The following is a 17,521-nucleotide window of genomic DNA, read 5'->3' on the forward strand; positions in this document are numbered from 1 at the left end:
ATGGAAAACCTCCCTCACCTCTCCGACGGCCTGTATCTCGACATCACCGCCTTCGCCCACTCCACCCCGCACTGGTTCCAGAAACTCGCGGAGGTGTGGACGGAGCTCGGCCTGCTGCTCTTCGGGGCGCTGTTCCTGGCCGGCTGGTGGCGGAAGCGGAACGGGTCCGCCGACGCGATGGCGCTCGCGCTGCTCGCCCCGCTCGCGACGGCCTTCGGTTACGTGGTGAGCGAGGGGCTGAAGTCGCTGGTCGACGAGGAGCGTCCGTGCCGGGCGGTGGCGGGGGCGCCCGCTCCGCTGGTCGACTGCCCCGCGTACGGCGACTGGTCCTTCCCCAGCAACCACTCGGCCATCGCAGGGGCGGCCGCCGTCGCGCTCGCCCTGTCGTGGCGCGGGCTGGTCTGGCTGACCGCCCCGATGGCCCTGCTGATGGCCTTCTCCCGGGTCTTCGTCGGCGTCCACTACCCGCACGACGTGACGGTCGGCCTGCTGGTCGGCGGTGCGGTCGCGTTCGTCGTCGTGAAGGGGGCCGGGCGGCCGGTCCGGTCCCTGGTCGAGACGGCGAGGTCGAGCCGCAGCGGCGCGGTGGTGTGGTGCGTGGGGCGCGGCCCGCGCGTGCGTGCCTCCGCGCGCCCCGAGGGCGTGCGCCACGGCGCGTACTGACAGCGGGGGGAACGTGCCAGGATCGGGGGTGCCATGACTTCCACTTCCGCCACTTCCGCCCCGTCCTCCGAGACCCCGCCCGCCGCCGAGACCCCGTCCGCCGCCGTGGGCACGGCCCCCGCCGTCCCCGCGGCCCCCGTCTCGTCCTCCCCCTCCCCCTCCCCTTCCTCCGCCTCCGCCCCTTCCTTCTCCGCCGAGCTGCACGGGCCGGTCCTCGCCTGGTTCGACCGGCACGCCCGCGATCTGCCGTGGCGCCGTCCCGAGGCCGGGGCGTGGGGCGTGATGGTCAGCGAGTTCATGCTCCAGCAGACCCCGGTCGTGCGGGTGCTGCCGGTGTACGAGCAGTGGCTGGCGCGCTGGCCGCGCCCGGCCGACCTGGCCGCGGAGGCGCCGGGGGAGGCCGTCCGCGCCTGGGGCAGGCTCGGCTACCCGCGCCGGGCGCTGCGCCTGCACGCGGCGGCCGTGGCCATAACGGAGCGGCACGGCGGTGACGTACCGAGCGATCACGGGCAGTTGCTGGCGCTGCCGGGGATCGGGGAGTACACGGCGGCGGCGGTGGCCTCCTTCGCGTACGGGCAGCGGCATCCGGTCCTCGACACCAATGTGCGCCGGGTCTTCGCGCGGGCGGCCACCGGTGTGCAGTACCCGCCGAACGCCACCACCGCCGCCGAACGCCGGCTGGCTCGGGCCCTCCTGCCCGAGGACGAGGCGACGGCGGCCCGCTGGGCGGCGGCCTCCATGGAGCTGGGCGCGCTGGTGTGCACCGCGAAGAACGAGGACTGCGGGCGCTGTCCGCTGGCCGACCGGTGCGCCTGGCGCCTCGCCGGGAAGCCGGCGCACGACGGCCCGCCGCGGCGCGGCCAGACGTACGCGGGCACGGACCGGCAGGTGCGGGGCAAGCTGCTCGCCGTGCTGCGGGAGGCCGTGGACCCGGTGGAGCAGGCGGCGCTCGACGCGGTCTGGGACGAGCCGGTGCAGCGGGCCCGGGCCCTGGACGGTCTGGTCGCCGACGGACTGGTCGAGCCCCTGGAGGACGGCCGCTACCGCCTCCCGCTGTCCTGAGCCGCGCCGGGCCCCCGGCGCCCGGTGTTCGGGGCGCCGGGGGCCCGGGTCGCCTTCGATCCGAAGGATCCGGAACCTGTGGATCCGCTGTTACACAACCGATGGGTAGCCGTGCGTCCGCCGACGGCTCTCCCGCACAGCCTCGTGACAACCGCTCCGTAGCGTCGTCGACGTAAGAGATCAGGGCTGGTCACGGGGACTGGTGACGGGGATCGGAGGCGGTTCGGGATGGCGCACGGCGAGGTGCTCGATTTCGAGGAGTACGTACGCACTCGGCAGGACGCGCTGCTGCGCAGCGCCCGCCGTCTGGTGCCCGACCCGGTGGACGCCCAGGACCTGCTGCAGACCGCGCTCGCCCGGACCTACGGCCGCTGGGACGGCATCGCCGACAAGTCGCTGGCCGACGCGTACCTCCGCCGGGTCATGATCAACACCCGGACCGAGTGGTGGCGGGCCCGCAAGCTCGAAGAGGTGCCCACCGAGCAGCTTCCCGACGCGAGCGTCGAGGACGCCACCGAGCAGCACGCCGACCGGGCCCTGCTGATGGACATCCTGAAGGTGCTCGCGCCCAAGCAGCGCAGCGTGGTGGTGCTCCGTCACTGGGAGCAGATGAGCACGGAGGAGACCGCCGACGCGCTCGGCATGTCGACCGGTACGGTGAAGAGCACGCTCCACCGCGCCCTGGCCCGACTGCGCCAGGAACTGGAGAGCCGGGCCGCCGACGGCGACACCCGGGCTCTGGAGGCGGGTGTCCTGGAGCGGACGGCCAAGGCCGTACGAGGCGACGAGCGGAAGCAGGAGCGGTGCGCGGCCTGAGACCGGCCAGGACGGCCCGAGCCGGGACGGCCGGGGAGCGGGCGGCGAGTGTCACGGCGATGGCCGGGCTCGCCGCCGTCGGCGTGCTCGTGGCCGGCTGCGCGACCGGTGGTACCGGCTCCCGTGACGAGGGGGCGGCCCGCCCCGACGAGGTCGCCTCGACCCTTCCCGCCACACCGAAGCCGTCCGCCTCGCCGGGCGGCGACGGCGGGCGGGCCGCCGAGCGGGTGGACCCGATCGCCCTGCTGAAGGCCGACCCGAAGATCGGGGAGCGGCTGAAGGCCGATCTGAAGCCGTGCGCGGCGGACGCCTACCCGGTGGACACCTCCTACGGGAACCTCACCGGCTCGACCTCGCCCGACGTGGTCGTGAACGTGATGACCTGCGGGGACGCCGTCGGCATCGGCACGTACGTGTACCGCGAGGAGAACGACACCTACCGGAACGTCTTCATGGCCGAGGACGCCGCCGTGTACGGCACGATCGACCGGGGCGACCTGGTCGTCACCAAGCAGGTGTACGCGAAGGGCGACCCGGTCGCCTTCCCCTCGGGCGAGGACGTGATCACCTACCGCTGGATGGGGAACAGGTTCAGCCAGCACGACTGGGTGCACAACGACTACAGCAAGGCCGTCGGCGACGGCGGCATCGACGGTGCCGCGCCCGCGCCGAGCGAGCCGGGCTCGGACTAGGAAAGGGCGGACGGCGCACATGGCCGAGACCCATGTCCTCTTCGTCGAGGACGACGACGTCATCCGTGAGGCCACCCAGCTCGCGCTGGAGCGGGACGGCTTCACGGTGACGGCCATGCCCGACGGCCTCTCCGGCCTGGACGCCTTCCGCGCGAACCGGCCCGACATCGCCCTCCTGGACGTCATGCTGCCCGGGATGGACGGCGTCAGCCTGTGCCGGCGCATCCGCGACGAGTCCACCGTCCCCGTGATCATGCTGTCGGCGCGGGCCGACTCCATCGACGTCGTCCTCGGCCTGGAGGCCGGGGCGGACGACTACGTGACCAAGCCCTTCGACGGCTCCGTCCTCATGGCCAGGATCCGGGCCGTGCTGCGCCGCTTCGGCCACGCGGGCGGGACGGGCGCGGGCGACGGCGGGCGCGAGGACGCCGCCGCGGGCGGGGTGCTGGCCTTCGGCGACCTGGAGGTCGACACCGACGGCATGGAGGTGCGCAAGGCCGGGGCTCCGGTCGCGCTCACCCCGACGGAGATGCGGCTGCTGCTGGAGTTCTCCACGGCGCCGGGCACGGTGCTGTCCCGCGACAAGCTCCTGGAGCGGGTCTGGGACTACGGCTGGGGCGGCGACACCCGGGTGGTGGACGTCCATGTCCAGCGGCTGCGCACCAAGATCGGCCAGGACCGGATCGAGACGGTCCGGGGCTTCGGGTACAAGCTCAAGGGATGAGCGCACGCGGGAGACGGGCCCCGGTCGCCGGGGCACCAGAGATGAAGCAGGTCAGCAGGTGGTGAACGGGCTCGCCCTCCGTACGGGCGTCCGCTGGAAGATCGCCGTCGCCATCGCGGCGGTCGGCGCCCTCATCGCGGTCACGCTCAGCCTGGTCGTCCACAACGCGGCCCGCGTCTCCATGCTCGACAACGCCCGCGAGGTGCAGATGTGGCGGCTGATCTCCGCCCAGCGGGTGTACGAGAGCTCCAAGCCCAAGGAGCCGCGCTTCGGCACCAAGATCAACGACCCGGCGCTGCCGCCGGAGCTCGACCAGCTCATGCGCGACGGACGGCGCGGCACCTACATCCAGCAGCACGACGGCGGGCCGCCGGACGTGTGGGCGGCCGTGCCGCTCGCCAACGGCGACGTGCTCTCGCTGCACGTCCCCTTCGCCGACCGCAGCGCCACGATCATGAAGGACCTCGACCGGGCCCTGATCATCGGCTCGGTGTCCGTGGTCTTCGGCGGCTGCGCGCTCGGCGTGCTCATCGGCGGCCAGCTCTCGCGCCGGCTCCGCAAGGCTGCCGCCGCGGCCGGCCGGGTCGCGCAGGGCAACACCGAGGTGCGGGTCAGGGACGCCGTCGGCGGAGTCGTCCGCGACGAGACCGACGAGCTCGCCCGGGCCATCGACGCCCTTACCGACGCCCTGAACGAGCGCATCGAGGCCGAGCGGCGGGTCACCGCGGACATCGCGCACGAGCTGCGCACCCCGGTGACCGGGCTGCTCACGGCCGCCGAGCTGCTGCCGCCGGGACGGCCCACCGAGCTCGTACGGGACCGGGCGCAGGCCATGCGGACGCTGGTCGAGGACGTGCTGGAGGTGGCGCGGCTGGACAGCGCGTCGGAGCGGGCCGAGCTCCAGGAGATCGCGCTCGGCGAGTTCGTCGCGCGCCGGGTGCGGGCGCTCGACCCGGACGCGGTGGTCCGGGTGGTGCACGAGTCCTGGGTCAACACCGACCCGCGCCGCCTGGAGCGCATCCTGGGCAACCTCCTCGCCAACGCGGCCAAGCACGGCAAGGGCCCCGGCCCGGTGGAGGTCACCGTCGAGGGCCGGGTGGTCCGGGTCCGGGACCACGGTCCCGGCTTCCCCGAGGCGCTGCTCCGGGAGGGCCCGAGCCGCTTCCGTACGGGCAGCAGCGATCGCGCAGGCCAGGGCCACGGCCTGGGCCTGACCATCGCGGCCGGCCAGGCCCGGGTCCTCGGCGCCCGGCTGACCTTCCGCAACGCGGCCCCCGAGGGCACGCCGGACGGCGCGGGCGGCGCGGTCGCGGTGCTGTGGCTGCCGGAGCACGCGCCGACCAACACGGGAAGCTTCCCCGTGCTGCGGCTGGCGGACTGACCCCTTCCGCCGTTCCGCCGGCCGGCCCCGTCCGGTCCGCGCCCCGGCCGGGTCACTTCTCCTCGGGGATGCCGAGGTCCTGCGGGACCCCGAAGTCCTTGGAGAAGTCCAGTTGCTCGCTGCGCTGGGTCAGCGAGTACCAGTTGCCGTTGTCGTCGCGGAAGATCGCCTCGATCCCGTACGGCCGCTCCTGCGGCTCCTGCACGAACTCCACGCCCTTGGCCCGGAACTCCTCGTAGTCCCCGCGGCAGTCGTCGGTGCGGAACGCGCCCGCGCCGAGGACGCCCTTGCTGAGCAGCCTCTTCAGCGCGGCCGCGGACTCCTCGTCCATGGCGGGGCCGTCGGGGCTCATCAGGGCCAGCTCGACGTCCGGCTGGTCCTTGGCGCCGACGGTGACCCGGAATTGCGCTCCCGGGTATCCGGCTTCCCGCCGCCGGGCGGGCGACCGGGGAATCCGCCCGCGTACAGCAGGGCGAAGCAGCCGGGTATGAGCGCGGCGCCCCGGCCGACGTGCCGGGCGCGGTACTCGGTCGGGGTGAGGCCGGTGAGCTGCTTGAAGCGGGTGGAGAAGGTGCCGAGGCTGCTGAAGCCGACCAGGCCGCAGATCTCGGTCACGCTCAGGTCCGCCGTACGCAGCAGCTCCTGGGCCCGCTCGATGCGGCGGCGGGAAAGATACTGGCCGGGGGGCTCCCCGTAGGCCGCCTTGAAGGCGCGGACGAAGTGGAACCGCGAATAGCCGGCATGCCGGGCCACCGCGTCCAGGTCGAGCGGCTCGCCCCAGTCGCGGTCCATGGCGTCCTTGGCGAGGCGCAGCCGGCGGAGCAGGGCCAGCCGCGCACCCTCGGGGGTGCCGGTCTCCACGTCTCCGAGGTTCGCACGCCGCACTGACAACGGCCCCCGCCGTCCCCAGGGGGCGGCGAGGGCCGTCGCGGACCGGTCTACTCGGTGGGGCCGGCGGGGCCGGTGCCGCGCAGCGGCTCCTCCTTGACCAGGAAGGCGAGGACGAAGCCGAGGACGGCGACGGCCGAGCCGACCAGGAAGGCGGAGTGGGTGCCGGCGGCCACCGCGTGCTGGTACGCCTCGCGGAGCGCGTCCGGCAGCTTGGCCAGGCTCGCCGCGTCGAGCTGGGCCGAGTGGGCGGTCGCGCCGCCGCCGCCACGGGCGGCCATCTCGTCCTGGACCCGGTGGTTGAACAGGGCGCCCATGACCGCGACGCCGAAGGACGAGCCGAGGGTCCGGAAGAGGGTGGTCGAGGAGGAGGCGACGCCCATGTCCTTCATCTCGACGCTGTTCTGCGCGACCAGCATCGTGATCTGCATCAGGAAGCCCATGCCGGCGCCGAGCAGCGCCATGTAGAGGCCGGAGGTGAGCCGCGAGGTGCCGGTGTCCATCTGGGCGAGCAGGAACAGGCCGGCGACCATGAGCGCCGAGCCGACGATCGGAAAGATCTTGTACTTGCCGCTGTTGGTGGTGATGCGGCCGGAGATCATCGAGACGACCATCATCGACAGGAGCATCGGCAGGAGCAGCAGCCCCGAGTTGGTCGCGGAGGCGCCCTGCACGGACTGCTGGAACAGCGGCAGGAAGAGCACCGCGCCGAACATCACGAAGCCGACGAGGAAGCCGATCACGGACATCAGCGTGAAGTTGCGGCTGCGGAAGATGTGCAGCGGCACGATCGGGTCGCTCGCGCGGGTCTCCACGAAGAGGAAGGCCACGAGGGCGAGGACGCCGCCGGCCGCGAGTCCGACGATGGTGGCCGAGCCCCAGGCGTACTCGGTGCCGCCCCAGGTGGTGACGAGGACGATCGCGGTGATGCCGAGGGTGAGCAGGGCCGCGCCGAGGAAGTCGATGCGGGTGCCGGCGGTGCGCTGCCGCTTCGGCAGGTGGAGCACGGTGGTGACCATCGCGAGGGCGACGGCGCCGAGCGGCAGGTTGATGTAGAAGGACCAGCGCCAGCCCCAGTGGTCGGTGATGGTGCCGCCGACCAGCGGTCCGCCGATCATGGCGAGGGCCATGACGCCGGCCATCATGCCCTGGTACTTGCCCCGGTCGCGGGGCGGGATCAGGTCGCCGATGATCGCCATGACGCCGACCATGAGACCGCCCGCGCCCAGGCCCTGGACGGCGCGGAAGCCGATGAGCTGCCCCATGTCCTGGGCCATGCCGCTGAGGGCGGAGCCGATGAGGAAGAGGACGATCGAGCCGAGGAAGACGCCCTTGCGGCCGTACATGTCGCCGAGCTTGCCCCAGATGGGCGTGGAGGCGGCGGTGGCCAGGGTGTAGGCGGTGACGACCCAGGAGAGGTGCTCCAGGCCGCCGAGCTCACCGACGATCGTCGGCATCGCGGTGCCGATGATCATGTTGTCCAGCATCGCGAGCAGCATCGCGATCATGAGGGCGAGGAGGACGACGCGGACACTGCGCGGCCGTATCGACCCGGTCTCCGCCCGCTTCTCCGCCTCCTCCTTCCCCGTCGTCCCGTTCTCCGTGGTCACGGGTGTTCTCGGTGCGGTGGTCGCCATGTCGTTCCCTTACTTGCCGCCCGGCTAGTTACTACACTGGGGGACGGTAGACCCGTCACTAGCCGGGCGTCAAGTAAGTTTGTGCGTGGAGAGCGAGCAGATCATGGCCAGAGGCAACACCCGTCAGCGCATCCAGGACGTGGCCCTCGAACTCTTCGCCGAGCAGGGGTACGAGAAGACCTCGCTGCGCGAGATCGCGGAGCGCCTCGACGTCACCAAGGCCGCGCTCTACTACCACTTCAAGACCAAGGAAGACATCCTGATCAGCGTCTTCCAGGACCTCACCCGCCCCATGGACGAGCTGATCGCCTGGGCCGGCGAGCAGCCGCGCACCCTGGAGACCAAGCGGGAGATCCTCCGCCGCTACCAGCGGGCGCTGCTCGCCGCGGCCCCGCTCTTCCGCTTCATGCAGGACAACCAGGCCGCGGTGAGCAAGCTGAGCGTCGGACTGACCTTCAAGGAGCGCATGATCGCGCTGACGGGCCTCGTCCAGGAGCCGGACCTCTCGATGGCGGACAAGGTCCGCTCCATCAGCGCGATCTTCACGCTGCACGCCGGCACGTTCTTCATGCAGAACGTCGAGGGCGACCCCGAGGAGAAGCACGAAGCCGTCCTCGAGGTCGCCCTCGATCTGATCGAGCAGGCCCATCGGGCCTGACGGACCCGGTGGGTCAGATGGAGACGCCGTGGGACCGCAGGAAGGCGGCCGGGTTCACGGCGGAACCGTAGTTCGGGGTGGTGCGGATCTCGAAGTGGAGGTGCGGGCCGGAGGAGTTGCCGGTGTTGCCCGAGAGGGCGATCTGCTGACCGGCGGCGACCTTCTGGCCGATGCCGACCTTGATCTTCGAGAGGTGGGCGTACTGCGAGTACGTGCCGTTGGCGTGCTTCACGACGATCGCGTTGCCGTACGCGGGACCGTCGCCGCCGCCGTACGGGCCGGCCTTCACGACGGTGCCGGCGCCGGCCGCCTTGACCGGGGTGCCGACCGGAACGGCGAAGTCCTGGCCGGAGTGCTTGTGGGCCCACATGGCGCCGCCCTGGTTGTAGCTGGCGGTCAGCGTGTAGCCGGCGACCGGCTTGACCCAGGCCGCCTTCTTGGCGGCCTTCTTGACGGCGGCGGCCTTCTTCACGGCGGCCTGCTTGGCGGCGGCCTGCTTCTGGGCGGCGGCCTTGGCGGCGGCGGCCTTCACCTGCGCGGCCACCTGGGCGGCGGCCTCGGCCTGGACGTCGGCCTGCTTGGCGACGGCGGCGGACGCGGCGACGGCCTGCGTGTTGGCGACGGCGGCCTTGCCCTCGGCGGCGAACGCGGAGCCGCCTCCGGCCACCAGCGACGCTCCCAGACCCGCGGCGGCGAGGGCGACGGCGGTGGTACGGATGCTGGGCTTCATGACGCGCTTCGACATACGGGGGAGAACCTCCGGGCAGAACGGGACCCGGCGCCAGAGTGGTGAGCGCCGGGCTTGCTCATCCTTGGTAACCCGGACCCCCATCCCGGCCAAAACACCCCATCTACGACATCACGTCGTAGCGATCTCCCGGGAAGTTCACCTCTTGACGACCCGAGCCGGGGCGTACGAAATCGGACAAAGCAGCCCGCGTAGACCCGTTTAATCGCAGGTCGCCGATCCCCGAACGGCCCAAATGGCCGCAGCTCGCCCGCTTCGGGACCCTCCGGGACCAAAGTCCCGACGGTTCAGCCCTGAACGTCCCGAATCCGGACCAAAAGTCGCCACTATTCCCCCTAGTACCGTCCGAAACGCCTGTGCGCCTTGTCACCACGGCCGGCCCGCGAATGCGAGCTGGGTCACGCGAGCAGGGCCTGCGGACACCCCTCCCGCACTACGCTGACGGCTTCGGAGACGTACGCGGAGAACGCGGGGGGACGCACATGGATCCGGCACTCATCGGCACCCGGCTCGCCGGCACGGTGATCGGCCCGCTGCTGAGGAAACTGCTGGTCAGCGACGGTCCGGGAGCCGGCCTCACCGGCGGGGCCCGCAAGGTGCGGCTCTCCGGCCTCGTCTCCTTCCGCGGCGAGAGGCGCACGCTCACCGAGAAGGACGTCCGCAAGCTCGCCACCACCCTCGTGGAACGGGCCGCCACCGGCCCCGGCGAGCCCCCGTTCCCCGCCGGCGAGACCGAGGCCGTCGCCGCCGCCCTCGCGGCCCGCCTCCTCGCCCTCGGCGACCTCGACATGGACGACGTCCAGGCCGCGGCGCTCGGCCCCCAGGCCCTCGCCCGCCGCCTGCGCGCCGCCGCCCCGCCCGCCGACGGCCTCGCCACCGCCTCCGTGCTCTTCCTGGACGCCGTCACGGAGGCCGCCTGCCGCCACATCCTGGAGTTCTTCACCCAGCGCTCCACCTTCGTGGCCCGCACCCTCGTGGAGCAGAGCCGCGGCCAGGCCGAGCTGGGCGAGAAGCTCGACCGCCTGACCGACCGGGTCCCGCACCCCGACGTCCGGGACGCCGACTTCGAACGGCGCTACCTGGCCCACCTGGCCAAGAAGCACGGCCGGCTCACCATCTACGGCATCGACCTGCACCACTCGCCGGACGAGTGGCCCCTGGACATGGCGTATCTGTCGCTGGAGGCGACGGGTCCGGCGGAGACCGGCGAGGCGTGGGACGAGCTGAGCACCACGGAGCAGCTCTTCCGGCTCCGGCACCCCGGCCCCGCCACCCTCCCCGCCGACCGGGCTCTGGCGGAACACTCCCGCATCCTGCTGCGCGGCCTCGCCGGCTCCGGCAAGACCACCCTCGTGCAGTGGCTGACCGTCTCGGCCGCCGCCCACGGCCGCGCGGAGGGCATGGCCTACCTGCACGGCCGCATCCCCTTCGTCCTGCCCCTGCGGACCCTCACCCGGCACGGCGAGCGGCTGCCGGCCGCCGCGCACTTCCTCTCCGCCGCCGGCTGCCCCCTCACCGCCCCCGACGGCTGGGCCGACCGGGTCCTCGCCGCCGGACGCGGCCTGATCCTCGTCGACGGCATCGACGAGATCCCCGAGGCCGAACGCGGCCGCGCCCGCACCTGGCTCCGCGACCTCCTCGCCGCCTACGGCGACGGCAACCGCTGGCTCGTCACCTCGCGCCCCAGCGCCGTGGGCGACGACTGGCTGGCCCGGGACGGCTTCACCGAGCTGACCCTCTCCCCCATGTCCCGTGCCGAGGTGGCCACCTTCGTACGCCGCTGGCACCGGGCCGCGGGCCCGGACGCCGCCCCGTACGAGCAGCCGCTGCTCGACGCCCTGCGCACCACCGAACACGTCGCCCAGCTCGCCACCAACCCCCTGATGTGCGGCCTGATCTGCGCGCTCCACCGCGACCGCCGCGGCTATCTCCCGCGCGGCCGCAAGGCGCTCTACGAGGCCGCCCTGTCCATGCTGCTGACCCGCCGTGACCGGGAGCGGGACATGGGCGCCCCGTACGGCGTCGCGCTCGACGAGGCCCCGCAGATCCAGCTCATCCAGCGCCTCGCGTACTGGCTCACCCTGAACGGCCGGCTCCAGATGGACCGTGCCCACGCCGAGACGATCGTCACCGAGGCCGTCCCCGCCGTCATGGACGCGTCGGCCCACGCGCCCGGCACGGTCTTCACCCACCTCCTGCACCGCAGCGGTCTGCTGCGCGAGCCCACCGCCGACACGGTCGACTTCGTCCACCGCACCTTCCAGGACTACCTGGCCGCCAAGGCCCTCGTGGACCACTGGGACATCGGCGTCCTGGTCTCCCACGCCGCCGACGACCAGTGGGAGGACGTCATCCGCATGGCGGTCGGCCACGCCCGCCCGCGCGAGTGCGCCGAGATCCTGCGCGAGCTGCTCGCCGCCGCGGACCGGGCCGAGAACCGGCGTACCCGCCTCCGTCTCGTGCTCCTCGCGGCGAGCGCGCTGGAACACGCCACGGAGGTCGATCCCCGGACCCGCGAGGACGTGCTCGCCCGGACGGGAGAGCTGATCCCGCCCCGCACCCCGGACGAGGCCCGCGAACTGGCCGGGGTCGGCCGCCTCCTGCTCGACCTTCTGCCCGCCCCCGAGGGGCTCGGCGACGAGGAGGCCGAGATGGTCGTGGTGGCCGCGAGCCATGTCACCGTCGACGCGGCCATTCCCTACCTGGCCCGCTTCGCCCGCCACCCGGCCCTGGACGTCCGGGCCCAGCTCGTGTGGGCCTGGCAGCGCTTCCCGACCCGCCCGTACGCCGAGGCCGTCATCGCCCGCCTGGACCTCACCGAGCTGCGCCTGCTCGTCCTCGACGACGAACAGGCGGCCGAACTCCTGCGCCTCGGCGTCGTCGCGGAACGGCTGGAGATCGACGAGGAGGTGTCGGACGCCCGTACGGCCGCCCTCCTCGCCCGGGGCGGCCTGCGCGGCCTCGTGCTGTCCCGGGGCGCCGGAGGCCGGCTGCCGGCGGAGCTCGCGGCGCTGGGAGAACTCGACACCCTCTCCGTGCTGCTGGACGACGCCACCCCGTGGAGCCTCGGCGAGCTCCCGGCCGCGGCGCCGCTCACCCGCCTGTTCTTCGCCCACCCGCCGACGGAGGGCGTGGCCGGGCTGGGCCGCTACGAGGACCTGGTCCACCTCTCGATGGCCCAGGCCGAGCCGACCGCCGAGGACTGGCGGGAGCTGGCCGCCCTCCCGCGCCTCGTCTCGCTCGTCGCCGGCCTCGACAGCCTGGCCACCTGCCCGGCCGGCGTCGCCCTGCCCGGGATCACCGTCCTCAATCTGGTCCTGAACCGACAGCGGCCACGGTCCCTGACGCGCGTGGCCGAGGTCTTCCCCGCCGTACGCCGTCTCACCCTCTCCCTCATCACCGTCGAGGGAGAGGTGCTCGACGTGGCTCCCGTCGCGGCCCTGCCCGAGCTGTCGGTGCTCCGGGTCCGTGACGTCCCCCTCACCGGCACCGAGCACCTCCCGCCGACCGTCCGGATCCTCACCTGACCGCACGCACCCGCCCACACAAAGGGGCGGCCCCGGAACCGTCAGGTTCCAGGGCCGCCCCTTCAGCGCTTCAGGAGCAGCGCGACGTCAGGTCACGCGTCCTTCGACAGGTTCGGACCCGCGCCGCCCGCCGCCTCCACCGGAGGGACGTCCGGCAGGGCCGACTTCTCCTCGCCGCGGAAGGTGAACTTGCGCTCCTCGCCGTCGCCCTCCGTGTCCACGACCACGATGTGGCCGGGCCGCAGGTCGCCGAAGAGGATCTTCTCGGACAGGGTGTCCTCGATCTCGCGCTGGATCGTCCGGCGCAGCGGACGGGCGCCGAGCACCGGGTCGTAACCCTTCTTCGCGAGCAGCTCCTTCGCGGACTGGGAGAGCTCGATGCCCATGTCCCGGTCCTTCAGGCGCTCGTCGACGCGGCCGATCATCAGGTCGACGATCTGGAGGATGTCGTCCTGAGTGAGCTGCGGGAAGACGATGATGTCGTCCACACGGTTGAGGAACTCCGGGCGGAAGTGCTGCTTCAGCTCGTCGCTGACCTTCGCCTTCATCCGCTCGTAGTTGGACTTCGTGTCGCCCTGGGCCGCGAAGCCGAGGTTGAAGCCCTTCGAGATGTCCCTGGTCCCGAGGTTGGTCGTCATGATGATGACCGTGTTCTTGAAGTCCACGACCCGGCCCTGGGAGTCGGTCAGACGACCGTCCTCCAGGATCTGGAGAAGGGAATTGAAGATATCGGGGTGGGCCTTCTCGACCTCGTCGAAGAGGACCACGGAGAACGGCTTGCGGCGCACCTTCTCGGTGAGCTGGCCGCCCTCTTCGTAGCCGACGTATCCGGGCGGAGAACCGAAGAGGCGGGAGACCGTGTGCTTCTCGCTGAACTCCGACATGTCGAGGGAGATCATCGCGTCCTCGTCGCCGAAGAGGAATTCGGCGAGCGCCTTGGACAGCTCGGTCTTACCGACACCGGACGGGCCGGCGAAGATGAACGAGCCACCGGGGCGCTTCGGGTCCTTCAGACCCGCACGCGTACGCCGGATGGCGCGCGAGAGGCCGATGACGGCGTCCTTCTGGCCGATGACGCGCTTGTGGAGCTCGTCCTCCATGCGGAGCAGACGCGAGGACTCCTCCTCGGTCAGCTTGAAGACCGGAATGCCGGTGGCGGTCGCGAGGACCTCGGCGATCAGCTCGCCGTCGACCTCGGCGACGACGTCCATGTCGCCGGCCTTCCACTCCTTCTCCCGCTTGGTCTTCGCGGCGAGGAGCTGCTTCTCCTTGTCGCGCAGGGAGGCGGCCTTCTCGAAGTCCTGCGAGTCGATCGCGGACTCCTTGTCCCGGCGGACGGCGGCGATCTTCTCGTCGAACTCGCGGAGGTCCGGCGGCGCGGTCATCCGGCGGATGCGCATCCGGGAGCCGGCCTCGTCGATCAGGTCGATCGCCTTGTCCGGCAGGAAGCGGTCCGAGATGTAGCGGTCGGCCAGGGTCGCGGCCTGGACGAGGGCCTCGTCGGTGATGGAGACCCGGTGGTGGGCCTCGTACCGGTCGCGCAGACCCTTGAGGATCTCGATCGTGTGCGGCAGCGACGGCTCGGCGACCTGGATCGGCTGGAAGCGGCGCTCGAGGGCCGCGTCCTTCTCCAGGTACTTCCGGTACTCGTCGAGCGTGGTGGCACCGATGGTCTGGAGCTCACCGCGGGCCAGCATCGGCTTGAGGATGCTGGCGGCGTCGATCGCGCCCTCGGCGGCACCCGCACCCACCAGGGTGTGGAGCTCGTCGATGAACAGGATGATGTCGCCGCGGGTGCGGATCTCCTTGAGGACCTTCTTCAGGCGCTCCTCGAAGTCACCGCGGTACCGGGAGCCGGCGACCAGCGCGCCGAGGTCCAGGGTGTAGAGGTGCTTGTCCTTGAGGGTCTCGGGCACCTCGCCCTTGACGATGGCCTGCGCCAGGCCCTCGACGACGGCGGTCTTGCCGACGCCGGGCTCGCCGATGAGGACCGGGTTGTTCTTGGTCCGGCGGGACAGCACCTGCATGACCCGCTCGATCTCCTTCTCGCGCCCGATGACCGGGTCGAGCTTGGACTCGCGGGCCGCCTGGGTGAGGTTGCGGCCGAACTGGTCGAGGACCAGGGACGTCGAGGGCGTGCCCTCGGCAGGACCGCCGGCGGTGGCGGCTTCCTTGCCCTGGTAGCCGGAGAGCAACTGGATGACCTGCTGCCGCACCCGGTTGAGATCGGCGCCCAGCTTCACGAGGACCTGGGCGGCGACGCCCTCGCCCTCGCGGATCAGGCCGAGCAGGATGTGCTCGGTGCCGATGTAGTTGTGGCCGAGCTGGAGGGCCTCCCGGAGCGACAGCTCCAGGACCTTCTTGGCACGAGGGGTGAAGGGGATGTGCCCGGACGGGGCCTGCTGGCCCTGGCCGATGATCTCCTCCACCTGCTGGCGGACCGCCTCGAGCGAAATCCCGAGGCTCTCCAGGGCCTTAGCGGCGACACCCTCACCCTCGTGGATAAGGCCCAGGAGGATGTGCTCGGTGCCGATGTAGTTGTGGTTGAGCATCCGGGCTTCTTCCTGAGCCAGGACGACAACCCGCCGCGCGCGGTCGGTGAACCTCTCGAACATCGTTAATCGCTCCTCAGAGCGGTCAGTCAGTTAGGGGTCGATCCCCTCCCTGTCCTTCCGCAGCTTAGTCCCGCAAGCGGGGACCGCTCATTCCAACTGCCGACATCCGTCCGGATCACCCCCTCACTTCTCGGGGAGACCTGCTGCCGAACAGCCGACAAATGCTCCAACTCGATGGTGCGAGACGATGTTCCCGCAGGCCAAGCTGTTAGCCACGGCTCCAGTACGCCGATGGCGAACGTGAGACGCTTCCGCCCGCGAGACGCCCCTCCTCACATGGAATGTCTTACCCGGAAGTACCGACACTCCATGCGGCGCACCCCGGTTCCCTCCGCTACGGGCGAACAACCTTGCGCGGTCGAATGCACCCGTACGCCCCCATCCTGGACACCCGGTGCTCCCGGGCGGGGACTCCCGGTCACCGTTTCCCGTAACCCGCCGGGTCCCGGAGGCGTTCCCCCGGTATGGCCCTCACCGTCCCGCCGCCCCGTTCGCCGATCGACGGCGGCCTGGCCCGGTGGTACGAGCACGAGCTGGGCTGGGCGACCGCGGCCGGGCCACCGGTGCAACTGGTGACGGGCCTGCGGTTCGACGTCCTGGAGCTGCCGGCGGCGGCCGGCCGCGGTGTGCTGCGCCGGATGGGCGCCGCCGTCGGTCCGGTGGCCCTCATGGGGCGGCGGATGCGGCTGCTCGTGGCCGCGGGGAGCGCGGAGGAGCTTCCCGGGCTGCTCGACTGGCTGGAATGGGGCGGGATCTCACTGGATCTGGCGATGCTGGGCACCGACGGCCGGATGACCGCCCCCGTGCCTCCCGGCCGGAGATCCGCCGGTCGGAGCGGTTCCGGCCCGCCGGAGGCCGCGGTGTGGCTGAGGGCCCCGGAGCCGGGGCGCGAGGTCGAGCCCTCGCTGCCGGCCCTGCGGCCCTCGCTGCGGGGACGGGCCGCCGCCGAGGCGGACGCCCCCTGTCTGGTGCGGCTGGTCGCCACCGCGGCCGCCGAGTGCCACCGGGTGCGGCTGCTGAGTGCTGCCGCCCGGGGCCGCCGGCCGGAGCCGGAGGCGGGGGCGGCCGCTCAGCAGCGAGGCGCTCAGCGGTTCGCGTCCTCGTAGGCGGCCTTGATCTCGGCGGGCACCCGGCCGCGGTCGTTCACGTTGTAGCCGTTCTCCTTGGCCCACGCGCGGATCTTGGCGGTGTCCGGGCTGCCGCCCGAGGCCGCGACGCGGCCCTTGCCGCGGGCGCCGGTGCCGCGGCCACCGGTGCGACGGCCGTTCTTGGTGTACGGCTCGAGCAGGTCGCGGAGCTTGTCCGCGTTGGCGGTGGTGAGGTCGATCTCGTAGGACTTGCCGTCCAGAGCGAACGTCACGGTCTCGTCCGCCTCGCCGCCGTCGAGGTCATCGACAAGAAGGACCTGAACCTTCTGTGCCACCGGATTTCCTTTCATCGAAAATGCAGTACGCGGAAAGGAAACCGCTTTTCCCGGAAAAACACAAACCCCTGGGAGAGGTTCAGAACCCCGGCAACGCGGGAAACGTGCGCGATTCGGACATAGACACTCCGAAGAGGCCGCCATCCGCCCGCCCGGTCACAGGTGCAGAAGCATCCGGCTGTTGCCCAAAGTGTTCGGCTTCACTCGTTCGAGACCCAGGAACTCGGCGACGCCCTCGTCATAGGAACGCAGGAGCTCGCTGTAGACATCTCCGTCGACCGGAGTCTCGCCGATCTCGACGAAGCCGTGCTTCGCGAAGAAGTCGACTTCGAAGGTGAGGCAGAAAACCCGGCGGACACCGAGCCATCGCGCGGTGTGCAGCAACTTGTCGAGCACCTGATGTCCCACTCCGGCGCCCTTGAAGTCGGGATCGACGGCGAGAGTGCGCACTTCGGCCAGGTCTTCCCACATCACGTGGAGGGCGCCGCAGCCGACCACCGTGGCGTCGTCGTCGCGTTCCGCGACCCAGAACTCCTGGATGTCCTCGTAAAGCGTCACGGGCGCCTTCTCGAGGAGGATGCCGCGGCGCGCGTAGGGCTCGACGAGACGGCGCAGCGCGGCGACGTCGGAGGTGCGGGCCCGGCGTACGGTGACGGCGTTGGCGGATGCGGAAGGCATGGGGGGACG

Annotated in this window: 15 protein-coding genes and 1 pseudogene; 9 read left to right on the forward strand and 7 right to left on the reverse strand. The window is 71.8% G+C overall.

Annotation, left to right across the window (positions count from 1 at the left end):
- The 6 genes from ABZ135_RS26025 (at position 1) to cseC (ending at position 5,338) form a co-directional block, all read left to right on the forward strand.
- Entirely contained in the window at positions 1 to 663 is a 663-nt protein-coding gene (locus ABZ135_RS26025; protein WP_356698676.1) for a phosphatase PAP2 family protein, read from the forward strand.
- A gap of 33 nt (positions 664 to 696) precedes the next feature.
- Positions 697 to 1,725: an A/G-specific adenine glycosylase gene (locus ABZ135_RS26030; RefSeq protein WP_356698677.1), complete on the forward strand. Its 1,029-nt coding sequence runs from the start codon at positions 697 to 699 to the stop codon at positions 1,723 to 1,725.
- A 228-nt stretch (positions 1,726 to 1,953) separates the two neighbouring features.
- Positions 1,954 to 2,541, forward strand: coding sequence for a SigE family RNA polymerase sigma factor (locus ABZ135_RS26035; RefSeq protein ID WP_356698678.1), 588 nt, complete (start codon positions 1,954 to 1,956; stop codon positions 2,539 to 2,541).
- 59 nt (positions 2,542 to 2,600) lie between these two features.
- A complete protein-coding gene (locus ABZ135_RS26040) occupies positions 2,601 to 3,233 on the forward strand; it encodes a hypothetical protein (protein ID WP_356698779.1) in 633 nt (210 codons plus the stop codon).
- Between the two features lie 19 nt (positions 3,234 to 3,252).
- Positions 3,253 to 3,957, forward strand: a complete 705-nt coding sequence (cseB, locus tag ABZ135_RS26045) for a two-component system response regulator CseB (protein WP_356698679.1) — start codon at positions 3,253 to 3,255, stop codon at positions 3,955 to 3,957.
- Between the two features lie 61 nt (positions 3,958 to 4,018).
- Complete coding sequence (cseC, locus tag ABZ135_RS26050) at positions 4,019 to 5,338, forward strand: two-component system sensor histidine kinase CseC (protein ID WP_356698781.1); 1,320 nt, start codon at positions 4,019 to 4,021, stop codon at positions 5,336 to 5,338.
- A gap of 52 nt (positions 5,339 to 5,390) precedes the next feature.
- Here the strand turns inward: cseC and ABZ135_RS26055 are convergent.
- From ABZ135_RS26055 to ABZ135_RS26065, 3 genes and pseudogenes are all read right to left on the reverse strand, one after another.
- Positions 5,391 to 5,735 (reverse strand): annotated as a pseudogene (locus tag ABZ135_RS26055) (VOC family protein); the annotation flags it as partial.
- Positions 5,690 to 6,130 carry a helix-turn-helix transcriptional regulator gene (locus ABZ135_RS26060; RefSeq protein ID WP_356698783.1) on the reverse strand — a complete coding sequence of 147 codons (441 nt, stop codon included), beginning with the start codon at positions 6,128 to 6,130 and terminating at the stop codon, positions 5,690 to 5,692. The pseudogene ABZ135_RS26055 and the gene ABZ135_RS26060, both read right to left, overlap by 46 nt.
- A gap of 146 nt (positions 6,131 to 6,276) precedes the next feature.
- A complete protein-coding gene (locus ABZ135_RS26065; RefSeq protein ID WP_356698680.1) occupies positions 6,277 to 7,863 on the reverse strand; it encodes an MDR family MFS transporter in 1,587 nt (528 codons plus the stop codon).
- A 103-nt stretch (positions 7,864 to 7,966) separates the two neighbouring features.
- Here ABZ135_RS26065 and ABZ135_RS26070 point away from each other — a divergent pair, with 103 nt between their 5' ends.
- Positions 7,967 to 8,521, forward strand: coding sequence for a helix-turn-helix domain-containing protein (locus ABZ135_RS26070; protein ID WP_356698785.1), 555 nt, complete (start codon positions 7,967 to 7,969; stop codon positions 8,519 to 8,521).
- 13 nt (positions 8,522 to 8,534) lie between these two features.
- Here ABZ135_RS26070 and ABZ135_RS26075 read toward each other — a convergent pair whose 3' ends face one another.
- Positions 8,535 to 9,266, reverse strand: a complete 732-nt coding sequence (locus ABZ135_RS26075; RefSeq protein ID WP_356698681.1) for a M23 family metallopeptidase — start codon at positions 9,264 to 9,266, stop codon at positions 8,535 to 8,537.
- Between the two features lie 485 nt (positions 9,267 to 9,751).
- On the opposite strand from ABZ135_RS26075, the gene ABZ135_RS26080 reads away from it, so the two are divergent.
- Entirely contained in the window at positions 9,752 to 12,796 is a 3,045-nt protein-coding gene (locus ABZ135_RS26080) for an NACHT domain-containing protein (protein WP_356698682.1), read from the forward strand.
- Positions 12,797 to 12,888: 92 nt separating this feature from the next.
- Here ABZ135_RS26080 and ABZ135_RS26085 read toward each other — a convergent pair whose 3' ends face one another.
- On the reverse strand, positions 12,889 to 15,411 hold the full coding sequence (locus tag ABZ135_RS26085; protein ID WP_356698683.1) for an ATP-dependent Clp protease ATP-binding subunit: 2,523 nt from the start codon (positions 15,409 to 15,411) through the stop codon (positions 12,889 to 12,891).
- Between the two features lie 464 nt (positions 15,412 to 15,875).
- On the opposite strand from ABZ135_RS26085, the gene ABZ135_RS26090 reads away from it, so the two are divergent.
- A complete protein-coding gene (locus ABZ135_RS26090; protein WP_356698684.1) occupies positions 15,876 to 16,517 on the forward strand; it encodes an SCO3374 family protein in 642 nt (213 codons plus the stop codon).
- Here ABZ135_RS26090 and ABZ135_RS26095 read toward each other — a convergent pair.
- Both ABZ135_RS26095 and ABZ135_RS26100 read right to left on the reverse strand, forming a co-directional pair.
- On the reverse strand, positions 16,496 to 16,834 hold the full coding sequence (locus tag ABZ135_RS26095) for an Lsr2 family protein (protein ID WP_356698685.1): 339 nt from the start codon (positions 16,832 to 16,834) through the stop codon (positions 16,496 to 16,498). The two genes, ABZ135_RS26090 and ABZ135_RS26095, sit on opposite strands and share 22 nt — an antisense overlap.
- Before the next feature lie 156 nt (positions 16,835 to 16,990).
- Positions 16,991 to 17,512, reverse strand: a complete 522-nt coding sequence (locus ABZ135_RS26100; protein WP_356698686.1) for an amino-acid N-acetyltransferase — start codon at positions 17,510 to 17,512, stop codon at positions 16,991 to 16,993.
- Between the last annotated feature and the right edge of the window lie 9 nt (positions 17,513 to 17,521).

This window comes from Streptomyces sp. NPDC006339 (assembly GCF_040612775.1).
In the GTDB taxonomy this organism is placed as follows: domain Bacteria; phylum Actinomycetota; class Actinomycetes; order Streptomycetales; family Streptomycetaceae; genus Streptomyces.